General features: G+C 59.6%; 12 protein-coding genes. 4 read left to right on the forward strand and 8 right to left on the reverse strand.

What is annotated here, in order from left to right:
• Positions 1–130: 130 nt before the first annotated feature.
• Together ACF8MC_RS04160 and ACF8MC_RS04165 are read right to left on the reverse strand one after the other, a co-directional pair.
• Entirely contained in the window at positions 131–565 is a 435-nt protein-coding gene (locus tag ACF8MC_RS04160; RefSeq protein ID WP_060420630.1) for a glyoxalase/bleomycin resistance/dioxygenase family protein, read from the reverse strand.
• A gap of 17 nt (positions 566–582) precedes the next feature.
• Positions 583–1452 carry a helix-turn-helix domain-containing protein gene (locus ACF8MC_RS04165; protein WP_060428355.1) on the reverse strand — a complete coding sequence of 290 codons (870 nt, stop codon included), beginning with the start codon at positions 1450–1452 and terminating at the stop codon, positions 583–585.
• Positions 1453–1633: 181 nt separating this feature from the next.
• Between ACF8MC_RS04165 and ACF8MC_RS04170 the strand changes: the two genes are divergently transcribed.
• Complete coding sequence (locus ACF8MC_RS04170; RefSeq protein ID WP_049196756.1) at positions 1634–2551, forward strand: DMT family transporter; 918 nt, start codon at positions 1634–1636, stop codon at positions 2549–2551.
• Between the two features lie 54 nt (positions 2552–2605).
• Positions 2606–3502 (forward strand): PhzF family phenazine biosynthesis protein, encoded by an 897-nt coding sequence (locus tag ACF8MC_RS04175; RefSeq protein ID WP_164104924.1) that lies wholly within the window; start codon positions 2606–2608, stop codon positions 3500–3502.
• 43 nt (positions 3503–3545) lie between these two features.
• On the opposite strand, the gene ACF8MC_RS04180 is transcribed toward ACF8MC_RS04175, so the two are convergent.
• From ACF8MC_RS04180 to ACF8MC_RS04205, 6 genes are all read right to left on the reverse strand, one after another.
• On the reverse strand, positions 3546–4076 hold the full coding sequence (locus tag ACF8MC_RS04180) for an imm11 family protein (protein WP_039566211.1): 531 nt from the start codon (positions 4074–4076) through the stop codon (positions 3546–3548).
• An 11-nt stretch (positions 4077–4087) separates the two neighbouring features.
• Positions 4088–4360, reverse strand: coding sequence for a hypothetical protein (locus ACF8MC_RS04185; RefSeq protein WP_239506341.1), 273 nt, complete (start codon positions 4358–4360; stop codon positions 4088–4090).
• Positions 4357–4842, reverse strand: a complete 486-nt coding sequence (locus tag ACF8MC_RS04190; RefSeq protein WP_239506340.1) for a hypothetical protein — start codon at positions 4840–4842, stop codon at positions 4357–4359. Before ACF8MC_RS04190 ends, ACF8MC_RS04185 begins: the two co-directional genes overlap by 4 nt.
• 154 nt (positions 4843–4996) lie before the next feature.
• On the reverse strand, positions 4997–5398 hold the full coding sequence (locus ACF8MC_RS04195; RefSeq protein ID WP_039566212.1) for a hypothetical protein: 402 nt from the start codon (positions 5396–5398) through the stop codon (positions 4997–4999).
• 8 nt (positions 5399–5406) lie between these two features.
• The gene (locus ACF8MC_RS04200) at positions 5407–9603 is read right to left on the reverse strand and encodes an RHS repeat-associated core domain-containing protein (protein WP_239506339.1); all 4197 of its coding nucleotides are present in this window, start codon (positions 9601–9603) and stop codon (positions 5407–5409) included.
• A 31-nt stretch (positions 9604–9634) separates the two neighbouring features.
• Entirely contained in the window at positions 9635–10066 is a 432-nt protein-coding gene (locus ACF8MC_RS04205; protein WP_033655257.1) for a DcrB-related protein, read from the reverse strand.
• A 234-nt stretch (positions 10067–10300) separates the two neighbouring features.
• On the opposite strand from ACF8MC_RS04205, the gene ACF8MC_RS04210 reads away from it, so the two are divergent.
• Both ACF8MC_RS04210 and ACF8MC_RS04215 read left to right on the forward strand, forming a co-directional pair.
• A complete protein-coding gene (locus ACF8MC_RS04210) occupies positions 10301–11302 on the forward strand; it encodes an alpha/beta fold hydrolase (RefSeq protein ID WP_048321532.1) in 1002 nt (333 codons plus the stop codon).
• A gap of 69 nt (positions 11303–11371) precedes the next feature.
• A complete protein-coding gene (locus ACF8MC_RS04215; RefSeq protein WP_060443235.1) occupies positions 11372–12022 on the forward strand; it encodes a dihydrofolate reductase family protein in 651 nt (216 codons plus the stop codon).
• Positions 12023–12036: the final 14 nt, after the last annotated feature.

Here is a 12036-nt window from a genome sequence, read left to right on the forward strand (position 1 = left end):
GGAATTTCTGCTTTCAGGAAGGGAAACTGCTCGGAGATTTGATGGGTCTATAGCGCAGATCGCTTTAAGCTAATGCGTATTTGTTCTTAAGCCGCCCACCCCCGAAAGGCGGCGGCGAACGGCGTGGCGTTTAACGCAGCCAGGGCGTATAGGTGACGCCGACCAGCAACCCTTCCGGGCTGAGCAAACGGGTAACGCTCTGCCCCCACGGCTCTTCGCGGTTGGCGACCAACAGCCGATAACCGCGATCGACCAGCCCCTGGGTGGCGGCCGCCATGTCGGCCACGTCGAACTCGATCCACGCCTGCGGCAGCGCGAGATCCGCCGGCCAGCGATCGTCGCCAAAGCAGGACTGCGCCGCCTGCGCCAGCGGCCACAGGGCGAAATGCTTCACGCCGTCCAGCGCGCCTTGCTCCGACAGCAGATAGGTTTCGTTGCCCGGCATCGGCTTGAGCGGCAGCCCCAGCGCCTCGACATAAAACGCCTTGCTCTCGTCGCTCTCACGCGTGATGGGCCCGAATCCGGCGACAAACAACACGCCCAGCCCGGCAAACTGTTGATCCATGCTGCACTCCCTTTCGGTTAGCGCCCCTGCCGCACCTGCAGCGGAGCAAATCCATAGGCCGCCTTGAAGCGGTTGCTGAAGTGGCTGGCGGAGCTGAAGCCGCACGCCAGCGCGATCTCGGTGATCGGCTGTTGGCTGTGCCGCAGCAGCCGTTCCGCCCGCTGCAGCCGTGCGCGCATCACAAACTGGTGCGGCGCCAACCCGGTGGCGTGCTTGAACATGCGGGCGAAATGGTATTCGCTCAACCCGGCCTGCGCCGCCAGATCCGCCAACAGCAAAGGCCGATCGAGGTGGTTTTCGATATATTCCCGCACCCGCCTTGCCACCGCAGGCGCCAGGCCGCCGCGCGCCTGCGGCAGCTTCCACTGCAGCTGACTGTAACGCTGGATCAGATGCGACATCAGCAGGTTCGACGCGCTGCTGAGCGCCAGCAGATTGGCGCTGTCCCGCCAGTCGCAGTTGAGCAAAAACTGGCGATACAGCAGCGTGATCCGCGGATCTTCGCCGAAGCTGCGCGGCTCTACGTTGATCGCCGCCGGGCTGCGATCCCAGGTCTGCTCCGCCAGCTGCCGCAGATGCCCGTCGGTGCAATACAGGTGCACGAACGACAGATCGCTGCGCACGTCCCAGGTGGAGGCGTATTGGCGCGGCATGATGCAGAACCGATCCGGCCCGCCGCCGTTGCGCCAGCCGCCCGGCACCTGCTGGTAGCACTCATAGCCGTCGGCGACGTACAGGCTCAGGGTATGGTGGTCGGCGCTTTCCTGCGTGACGCGATCGTTGCAGTTGGACCAGGCGGCCAGCTCCACGCCGGTGCCCAGCAGCACGCTGCCGTGCAGCCGCGCCTTGTGCTCACGCAGTGTTTCAAACGCCTGATAGTTGGACATCGCCGGCCCCGTTGTTCGACATGCCGACAGTGTAAAGAGTGGCGCCGCCGCATACCAGCCGCCGCCCCGCGCTTTTGGCAAAAAAAGCGCAAGAATATGCAACTGGCCGCAAAGCTCTGCAAGCGCCGCCGCGCGCCAAAGCGGATACTGCACCATCGGTTTTTTCGGAGTAACAAATAGAATGAATGCGCTGTTGTACCTCGCCGTAGTGCTGATTTGGGGCACCACCTGGATTGCGATCACCCTGCAACAGGAAGGCCCGGTGGCCATTCCCGTCTCGATCGCTTACCGCTTCGCCATTTCCGCCGCGGTGATGTTCGCCGTGCTGTTGCTAACACGCCGCCTGCGCCGCCTCGCCCCGCGCGATCATCTGTTCTGCGTGCTGCAGGGCTGCTGCGTGTTCGGCTTCAACTTCTTCTGCTTCTACCACGCGGCGGCCTACATCAGCAGCGGGCTGGAATCGGTGATCTTCTCGATGGCGGTGCTGTTCAACGCCCTCAACAGCCTGCTGTTTTTCCGCCAGCGTCCCAGCCCCAACCTGCTGCCGGCGGCGCTGCTGGGTTTGACCGGCATCGTGGCGCTGTTTTGGCAAGATCTGGCCGCCACCCGCATGGCGCCGGAGCTGCTCAAAGGCATCGGCCTGAGCGCGCTCGGCACCTACGGCTTCTCGCTGGGCAACATGATCAGCACGCGCCATCAGCGCCGCGGGCTGGATATCTTTTCCACCAACACCTACGCCATGACCTACGGCGCGCTGCTGATGGCGCTGATCGCCCTGGCGCAGGGCGCATCGTTCCAGATCGAATTCAGCAGCCGCTATATCGGCTCCCTGCTGTACCTGGCGATTTTCGGATCGGTGATCGCCTTCGCCGCCTACTTCAGCCTGCTCGGCCGCATCGGCGCCGGCGCGGCGGCTTACAGCACCCTGCTGTTCCCGCTGGTAGCGCTGACCATCTCAACGATCTACGAAGGCTATCAGTGGCACTTCAACGCTGTGCTGGGCCTGTGCCTGATCCTGCTGGGCAACCTGGTGATGTTCGCCAAGCCGGGGCTGAAATGGCGACGGCCAGGTATCTCAAAACAAAACTCAACCCTTTGAAGCCATTGGCGAATATCGTTATCATCAGGTTTTGTTGATAACGGATGATGGCAAATGCTCAGAAGTGATGATGTGACACCCCGCGCCTACAAACAGGTGGACGTGTTTACCCGTACGCCGCTGCAGGGCAACCCCGTGGCGGTGGTGCTGGAGGCCGAGGGGCTGAGCAGCGCGCAAATGCTGGCATTGGCCCGTTGGACCAACCTTTCGGAAACCACCTTTGTGCTTAAACCGACGCACCCGGCGGCGGATTATAAGGTGCGCATTTTCACCACCGAAAAAGAGCTGCCCTTCGCCGGCCACCCGACGCTGGGCACCGCCCACGCCCTGCTGGAAGCCGGTTTGACGCCTAAACGGCCTGGGATGGTGATGCAGGAATGCGGCGTCGGCCTGGTGGCGGTCGATATCCAGCAGGAAGGTACATTGGCGTTCGCCGCGCCCGAAGTTGAGCTCCGCCCAATGGCGGCTGAGGAAACAGAACGGCTGATGGCCGCTTTACGGCCCGCGGTGATGGCAGCAAGCCCTCTGCCGGTGATTGCCGAGATGGGCATTCGCTGGCTGATGGTGCGCCTGCCGGACGCACAATCCTGCCTGGCGGTGACGCCGGATCAGGCCACGATTAAACGCCTGCAAACGTCTTGCAATGTGGATGGCGTGGTGATTTATGGCGCCTGCTCCGCAACCGAACCGGCCGATTACGAAATGCGCGCGTTTATGGTGGAATGCGGCGCCTTGATTGAAGATCCGGTGACCGGCAGCGCCAACGCCTGCCTGGCGCGCTTATTGAAGGCCAACCACTTTCCCGACGGCAGCCAGACCGCACAGGGTTACCAGGTGCGCCAGGGCACCCAACTGAATCGAGATGGCCGCGTGAGCGTGCGCTTTATTGACGGCGAACCCTGGATCGGCGGACACTGCCGCACCCTGATTGATGGCACATTGGGTATTTAGTTTGGGGGGTAAGAGGATAGTGAGCATCTTTTGGGAACGTCAATTAGCAACGCTCAAAGCCTATGTTTAGCTGTTCTTCATTACATAGGTCAACAAACTGCTGAGAGACAATTATTCTTTCACAATAGATGCTATCCCTAGCAATAAAGAACTCCCTGTCACACTTGTAAGCAGGCACATCAATGAGCTTGCTTCCATCTTCAAGTTCTCTGAACGTCGAGGCTTCCTCATCAATAATTTGAAAATAATTATTCACTTTACACAGAAAAATTGTTTCAGTTACGTTTTCTACCGCACATTCATAGAATAACATCTCAGACGAAACCTTGCGTTCAAATACAGCCTTAGCTCTTTTTGAAAAGATTGGAATTCCGAGACTGGCAGGAAAATAGTCATGCAAATTAAAAATATCGCTACTCGAAGCGCTTGGCATTTTCCCTTTTGGCAGTGAGTAGGATAGGAAATTACCATCACCTTCATTCCAAATAAAAAAGCTGGACAATCTTGATTTCGGATCGGGAAAACAAATCAAGTTATCGCCAAATGTAAAACTATTGAAAGTATAGAAGTTCATGTCACTCTCATTCAACTTAACTTAACGATGTTGCATTTTATTTTCTTTCTTGCTAAGCGCTCTTTGATTAGAGAAAAAATAGCATCCCAATCACCACCTCCCAATCCTGCACCAATCATAGGCAATTGTATACTAAGCCTTTCTTTTAATGCATAATCAGAAACCAGACTTAGACATTCTTTAAGTGCTTCATATGAAACATACTGAGCATTATCATCTTTACTTTTCTTTAGTCCATCCTGAGCCAACATATTTGCAACATATATCCGCTCATTTTCGCTCACACAGATGAATTGTACATTCCCGAGAAAAAATCCTTTTTTTCAGAGAACCACTTTAAATATTCTTCCTTTACTGCTGGATAGCGTTTTGATAGAGGAACAACAAAGCCTTTTCCCCACTTACCCTTGTTATTCACAATATGAATGATCATTTTAGATTTTGACGAAGGAATAGATGCATCACCATAGCTAAAACTGACATAATCATTCAAAACATCAGAGGTGATCGTCTTATTCCATTCACTTTCAAACTCAAGACTAGTTATCAACTTTGACTCAGAAAGATCAAGCTCACTTTTCTTACCATCATAAAGTAAAAAACCTATATCTTCGTGCCAATCTTCCAAAGATGAGGATGAATAATACAAATCATTTATTATAGTTATTTGTCTTGTTGCAGCATCGCCATTAAACTCGGTATAGATCCTCCCTTCGCCAGAAATGAGTTCACATGTACCTTTATAATAATTCTTATCGGACTCCACAGTTCTTTCCTCCCCCTACGACAGATGGAATAAGTTATTTATAACTGTCAATCACCATGTTACTTACAATAACCCTCTAATTTTCAATACCACTATCAAAAAACTCAAAGCTTCAATTAACTACTAGCATTCAATAATCTCGAAATCCTTTTAACTATGAAATAAGAAAACCGAAAAAATTATTTGATTCTAAAGACAATAGCCGCTCATCGTCACCTGCCTTATATTTTAAGAAAACCCCTGAGAACGGATCGTCACTATAATTTACTCCAACTATGCTAACCTCCTGCTCAGTTTTAAATGACTGGGAATAAATTGACATCATGGAAAACTTATCATCCTCATCCACCTCAAACCATGGAACGATGTTTTCAACTAAACGTGAATTAACAATCCCATCATCATCAATATACAGTTCAAATATAGTTTCATCTGATATAAAGTAAACTCTGTCATACATCGGATGAAACACTGGTACTGTTTCCCCATCTATATAACCCGTGACAATTATATCACTGACGCTACTCCTAGTTACATGCTCAATAAATTCTTTCATATGCACTCCTATGGTGAAAAAACAATCCCAAGATCCATGCCTTTGCCAGACTCAATAAGAGTTACAAATTCCTCCCTACCATCAGACAGCTTTTTAGAAATATAGGTCATCCCTTCGCCTCTATATATCTCCATCACAGGCTGACCTTTTTTAATTGTCCCTTGTCCTACATGGACCAATTTCCCGCTATCTCGTAACTTTTCAACATCTCTCAAGAACTCAGCACCTTCATCCACTTTCCATTTTGGATATTTTTTCCCTAAATAGCCTTCTAGTATACCTTTATGCCGAATAAAGTGATCTTTAAAGTTTTTACCAGGTTGAATGCTACAACCAGTAAGGCCTAACGGGTCAACCCAAATGAGCGGATTTTTCGCGTATGCATATAAATTCAACCCGCCTTCCAACCCTATCGGATCCTGCGTGGTGAAACGCCCCACCTCGGGTTCGTAGTAGCGGAACAGGTTGTAGTGCAGGCCGCTTTCGTCGTCCTGGTATTGCCCGGCGTAGCGCAGCGGCTGCTGATATTGCGCGCCCTGCCGCTTCGCCGCGCCGGCCACCGTCTGGCCCTGCAGCTTGCCGAAGGTGTCGTATTGCCCGGACCAGCACAGGTTGCCCGCTGCGTCGGTCACTTCCAGCGGCGCGCTGTTCAGATCGGTGTGATACCAGTAAATATCCGCCGAGCGGCTGTCGCCCGCTTGCTCCAGCGCAGCCAGTGGGCTCCACGGGCTGGCCGGATCGTAGCTCCAGCTGCGGCGGCTGCCGTCGTCGCGCTGCTCCTGCAGCAACCGGTAACCCTGCCACAGGAAACGAGTCGTCTGTTCGGTTTTGCCCTTGTAGCGCACCGCCTTGCGGCTGCGGCGGCCCAGCGCGTCGTAATGGTACTGCACCTCGAACTCGCCCTGCGGGCCGCGGCCATGCGCCTGCACCAGCCGGTTGTCAGCGTCGTAGCGGTAGTGCTGTTCATACAGGCCGTTGCGCCGGCTGATCAGGTTGCCCCAGGCGTCGTAACGGTAAAACAGTTTTTGCCAGTGCGTCAGGCGGTTATCGGCGATCGGCGCCAGCGGCAGGTGCGCGTCGATGTCGCTCTGCGGGCTGCGCTCGCCCAGCAGGTTATCCGCCAGATCGTACACCAGCCGCGCGCCCGGTTTGCCCTGATTGGGTTCGCGGTGTTGCAGCAAGCGGCCTTCGGCGTCGTAACCGTAGTGCACTTCGCCGCGCAGCGCGTCGCTCACCCCGGCCAGCTCGCCGCGGCCGGTGTAACGATAGGCGCGCCACAGCACGCCGTCTTCCGGCCGGGTCAGTTTGTCGTGGCCGAAGGCGCTGCTCTGCCAGCTGCGGCGGCCCATGGCGTCGTAACGCCGCTGCTGCTGCAGCGCGCCCTGGCTGCGGCCGGTTTCCCGGTGCAGGCGATCGCGGGTGAACTCGCTCACCACCTGCTGGTTGAATTTGATGGCGCTGGCGTGGCCGGAGCCGTAATACAGCCACTGCAGGCGATCGCCCTGCGGCAGCGTCAGCGCCTGCAGGTTGGCCAGCGCATCCCACTGGTATTGCAGCTCGCCGTTCACGCCCTGCTCGCCGAGCAGCCGCCCGGCGGCGTCATAGCGCATCTGCACGCTGTCCGGCTCAATGCCCAGCGCCGCGCCGCTCGCCGTCGGCAGGCGGTTCAGCTCGCGCAGCCGCCCCATGGCGTCGAAGCGGTAATGCCATTCCGCGCTGGCGTTGCCGCGCCAGACCAGCTGCCCGGCCTCGTCGAAGCGGAAGCGCTGTTCGCGCTGCGTCAGCTCACCCGCGCTGCCAGGCAGGCCGACCTCGCGGTGCTCCTCCAGCAGCCCGGCCGCGCCGTAGCGATAATAGTGGCGGGTGTCGTCCGGGCGCTCTTCGGCCAGCACGCGGCCCACCGCATCGTAGCTGAAGCGGTATTCGCCGCCGTTGCCGTTCTCCAGCCGCGTCAGCCAGCCCTGCGGGCTGTAGTGATAGCGCCGGGTGCGGTTGATGCGGTCGGTGATGCTGACCGGCAGCCCCAGGGCGTTGTACTGCCAGCGGGTCAGGCTGCCCAGCGCGTCCTGATGTTCGGCCAGCTGGCCGTGTGCATTCCAGTTAAAGCGCTCTTCACCGCCGTCCGGGTGGATCAGGGTGTGCAAGCGCCCGCCGTTATCCCACCGGTAGCGCGTCTGGTGGCCTTCGGCATCGGTCTGCGCCGTCAGTTGCCCCAGCGCATCGTAGGTATAAGCCGTCACGCTGCCGGAACAGTCGGTGTAGCGCGTCAGCTGGCCGCGGGCGTCCCACTCCAGCTTCACTTCCCCGCCCAGCGCGTCGATCACGCCGGCCGGCAGGCTCTCTTCGTCATCCGGATAGCGGTACAGCGTGGCATTGCCCAGCGCATCGACATAGCGCGTCGGGCGCCCCAGCGTATCCCAGTGCTGCGCTTCGCTGCTGCCGTCCGGGTACGCGACGGCGAACAGCCGGCCGCTGTTGCGCGAATATTGATAGCGAGTGACGCGGCCGAGCGGATCGGTCTCCGACAGCAGGCGGCCGTAAGGATCCCATTCGCTCTGGCGCTGCGCGCCGCCGGGCAGCAGCACGCTGCACAGTTCGCCGCGTTGGTAGATAAAACCGTAGCGGCGCTGGTCGAAGTCGGTGTACTGCGCCACGTTGTCGTCGTCATCCAGCCGCCACTCCGCCCGTTTGCCGTCGCCGCGCACCGCGCTGCGGCGCCCACCGGCGAAGTCATAACCGAACTCCAGTGATTCTCCGGCGCTGTTGCGGTAGGCCGTCACGCGCGGCACGCCGTCAATCTCTTGCCATTGGTATTCGTTCAGCAGTCCGGCGGCGTCCTGGTGGCTGATCATCAGGCCGTCGCGCCAGCCAAAGCGGCGCGTCACCTCACCGGCGCGGTTGCTGACCGTCGTCAGTTGGCCCTGCTCATCGTAATCGTAGCGCGCCAGCGTCCGTTCGCCTTCGGCGGTTTGCAGCGCCACTTCGCGCAGGCGGCCCTGCGCATAGCGGCACATCAGGCGCTGCCCGGCGCTGTCCACCAGTTCGCTCAGCAGCCCCTCGTCGTCGTAAAACAGCGAGGTGGCGTTGCCGATGGCGTCGGTGATCATGCTGAGCCGGCTCGGCTGGTCGCCCGCCAGCGGCGGGTAGTGGAAAATCTGTTCGCCGACGTCAAACAGCTGCCAGCTGCCGTCGTCGTTGTGCATCAGCCAGCATTTTTCGGCTTCGCAGTAGGTTTTGTGGCCGCGCGGCACCCTGGGGAAAGCGACGAAGTCGCCGGAAGGCGCGCGCCACACCAGGCCGTCCTGATACGGCTGCAGGCTGCTCTCCCAGAACAGGTTCCAGCCGCGGCCCAGTACGCCGTCGCCGGGGTTGCCGCTGCGCCAATAGCGCTGCCAGGCGACCGGCAGGCGCGAAGGCAGCACGAAATCGAGATCGTCTTCGCCGTCGAGGAATTTCTGGCCGCTGACGATATCCACCGGCCGGGCGATAATGCCGACGGCGGCGGTGGCGGTCATCAGGGTGCCGGCGCGGCAGGCGATGCGCGCCAGCTTGTTGATGCCGGGCAGCTTGCCCAGCAGTTTGCCCAGCGCCCCCAGCTTGCCGGCGGCACCGCCCACGCCGCCCACCAGGCCGGCGAACAGCAGCGTCAGGTCAGAGACCTTGTACAGCCAATCCGGCACTTCGGGCTTGATCGGCAAGGTGGTGACGGTGCCGCCGCCGATAAACACGTTGGGCGAACCTTCCATCACCTGCGCGTCGCAGTTGGTTTTGTCCCCCACGCGCGAGGCGGGCTGGCCGTTGATGCTGACCTTGTCGGAGCCCTGCGCCATCTGCATGCTCGGGCCGTCGTCGCTGCAGGCCACCTGGCTGTTGGTGGCGAGCGCGGCGGGTTTGCCGTTGATGAAGACGTTGGGGGAGCCGGTGACGATATTGCCTTTGGGGGTCAGGCTACCGGCGCCGGCGTCGGCAATGCCGTCGCGCGCCGCGGTGGCCGCCTCCCCGGTGAGATACCCCACCGCCAGACTGGCGCCGATGAGCAGCACGCCGACGCCGATACAGGAAGCCGCCAGGCCGGCGACGAACAGCGCACCCGCCGCCACCGCGCCTGCGGCGGCGATCAGGCCGCCGACAATCGTGCCGGCAATCATGCCGGCCAGGGCATGGGAATGCCCGATGGTATCGCCGACGCGGGCCGCTTCGGTCATCGTAAGGTCCTTTTACGCAAAGAGTTCATCGTTAGGCCGCCCGGTAGCTGCTCAGCACCTGCTGCAGCAGCGCGTCGTCTTGCGGCGTCAGCTTGCGCGCCATCGCCAGGGTGAACACCAGCACCCGGCCCTCCGCCAGCGCGAACACCGCCTGGTTTTGCCAGATGCGCTTGCCGTCGCGCAAGTAGCTGGCGCGCACCCATTCACCGGCGGTTAATCCATCGCCCAGCGTCGCCGGCTCGCGGCTTTTAAACGCCCAGCCTTTCAGGCCCTGCGCCAGCGCATCAAGCTGGCGGGTGACGTAGCCTTCCAGGTTTTCCGCCGGCTGCAGCGCATCGCGGGAAATATTGATTGAGGGGGAAACATCATCGCCGGCCAACAGCACGTTGACGGTGCGATCGGCATAGCCTTCCGGCAAAGCGACGCTGCCTTCGCTGAAAGCGCAGCGGGATAAAGCGGACATGCGAGGATCCTTTTGCATAAATAATGCTTAAGCATCGCATAACTTAGCCTTGAAATAAAACCTTCAGGCTCCGCCAATATTGCGCGGCGTGACCGCGTTCACTGTGTACAAGGCCGTGGCCGGAACCTTGCCCGGGATCGGGCCGTAACATTACAGAATTATCTGAAACTGCTGGCGCGCCGACGCCCTGATTGTGGCTATACTCGGCTATCGTCCGTTTTTCAGGAGATCAGGATGCTGAGATTCACCCGTCGCGCGCTGCTGTGCGCCACGCTGGCCGCGTTCCCCGCCGCCGCCGAAACGCCGAAGTTCGGCCCGGAGCTACAGGGCTTTCACTACCCTTACCCGTTGCAGCAGTTCAGCTTCACCTCGCAGGGGCAGCCGTTAAAAATGGGCTATATGGACGTGCCGCCGGAAGGTGCCGCCAACGGCCGCACCGCGCTGCTGCTGCACGGTAAAAACTTCTGCGCCGCCACCTGGCAGGACACCATCAAGGCGCTGAGCAAGGCCGGTTACCGCGTCATCGCGCCGGATCAAATCGGCTTTTGCTCCTCCACCAAACCGGCACATTACCAGTACAGCTTCCAGCAGCTGGCGCAAAATACCCACGGCCTGCTGCAGAACCTGAAAATCAGTAAGGCCATCATCATCGGCCACTCCACCGGCGGCATGCTGGCCACGCGCTACAGCCTGATGTATCCGCAGGCAGTGGAACGGCTGGTGATGGTCAACCCGATCGGCCTCGAGGACTGGAAGGCGAAAGGCGTGCCGTGGCGCAGCGTCGATCAATGGTTCGAGCGCGAGCTGAACACCACCGCCGAGGGCATCCGCAACTATGAGCAGCGCACCTACTACGGCGGCCGCTGGAAGCCGGAGTACGATCGCTGGGTGGATATGCTGGCCGGGCTGAACAACGGGCCGGGCCATCGCCTGGTGGCGTGGAACTCGGCGCTGATCTACGACATGATCTTCACCCAGCCGGTGTACTACGAGTTCAAGGATCTGCAAACCCCCACCACGCTGATGATCGGTACCGCCGACACTACCGCCATCGGCAGCGATATCGCCCCGCCGGCGGTCAAGGCCAGGATCGGGCATTATGACGTGTTAGGCAAACAGGCGGCGAAGCTGATCCCGCACGCCACGCTGATCGAGTTCGCCGGGCTGGGCCATGCGCCGCAAATGGAGGAGCCGGAGCGTTTCCATCAGGCATTGCTCAAGGCGCTGCAGCCCTGAGCGGCCGGTTGGCGCAGCCGCCGCGCGGCGGCTAAACTTTCAGCTGGCACTCAACGGCAGGAGACAGCCATGCGACAGATTATTGCCAGCGCCTTCGTCAGCCTCGACGGCGTGATGCAGGCGCCCGGCGGGCAGGACGAAGACCGCAGCGGCGGCTTTCGCTTCGGCGGCTGGACAGCCCCCTACTGGGATGACGCCATTGCGGAAACGATGGGCGATCTTTTCTCCGCGCCGTTCGATCTGCTGCTGGGGCGGCGCACCTACGACATTTTCGCCGGCTACTGGCCGCAGATCACCGACGAGGCCGACCCGTTATCCGCCGATATCGCCCGCGTGTTCAATCAGGCCACCAAGTACGTCGCCACCCACCACGGCGAGACGCTGGCGTGGCAGAACAGCCAGTGGCTGGGGCGGGACATCCTCGCCCGGCTGCGCGAGCTGAAACGCGCGCAGGGGCCGGTACTGCTGGTGCAGGGCAGCAGCACGCTGATGCAACAGCTGCTGGCCAACGATCTGGTGGACGAACTGCGCCTGCTCACCTACCCGGTGCTGCTCGGCGGCGGCAAACGGCTGTTCGATGACAACGCGGCGCCGGCGGCCTTCACGCTGGCCCAATCGGTGGTCTCGCCCGGCGGCGTGATCGTGGCCCACTACCGCCGCGCCGGCGCGGTGACGACCGGCTCCTTCGTGGCGGAAAGCGCCGCGGTGGCCCAGCCGTAAAAAAAGGGCCGTTC

The organism is Serratia sp. LACPHL-BACT-2024-00286 (genome assembly GCF_043109535.1).
Classification (GTDB): domain Bacteria; phylum Pseudomonadota; class Gammaproteobacteria; order Enterobacterales; family Enterobacteriaceae; genus Serratia; species Serratia sarumanii.

Excerpts from the sequence above, each read along its gene's own strand:
- ACF8MC_RS04170 (WP_049196756.1), top strand. The coding sequence starts at position 1,634 with ATGAATGCGCTGTTGTACCTCGCCGTAGTGCTGATTTGGGGCACCACC.
- ACF8MC_RS04205 (WP_033655257.1), bottom strand. The coding sequence starts at position 10,066 with ATGTCCGCTTTATCCCGCTGCGCTTTCAGCGAAGGCAGCGTCGCTTTG.
- ACF8MC_RS04165 (WP_060428355.1), bottom strand. The coding sequence starts at position 1,452 with ATGTCCAACTATCAGGCGTTTGAAACACTGCGTGAGCACAAGGCGCGG.
- ACF8MC_RS04195 (WP_039566212.1), bottom strand. The coding sequence starts at position 5,398 with ATGAAAGAATTTATTGAGCATGTAACTAGGAGTAGCGTCAGTGATATA.
- ACF8MC_RS04160 (WP_060420630.1), bottom strand. The coding sequence starts at position 565 with ATGGATCAACAGTTTGCCGGGCTGGGCGTGTTGTTTGTCGCCGGATTC.
- ACF8MC_RS04180 (WP_039566211.1), bottom strand. The coding sequence starts at position 4,076 with ATGAACTTCTATACTTTCAATAGTTTTACATTTGGCGATAACTTGATT.
- ACF8MC_RS04200 (WP_239506339.1), bottom strand. The coding sequence starts at position 9,603 with ATGACCGAAGCGGCCCGCGTCGGCGATACCATCGGGCATTCCCATGCC.
- ACF8MC_RS04215 (WP_060443235.1), top strand. The coding sequence starts at position 11,372 with ATGCGACAGATTATTGCCAGCGCCTTCGTCAGCCTCGACGGCGTGATG.
- ACF8MC_RS04210 (WP_048321532.1), top strand. The coding sequence starts at position 10,301 with ATGCTGAGATTCACCCGTCGCGCGCTGCTGTGCGCCACGCTGGCCGCG.
- ACF8MC_RS04175 (WP_164104924.1), top strand. The coding sequence starts at position 2,606 with ATGCTCAGAAGTGATGATGTGACACCCCGCGCCTACAAACAGGTGGAC.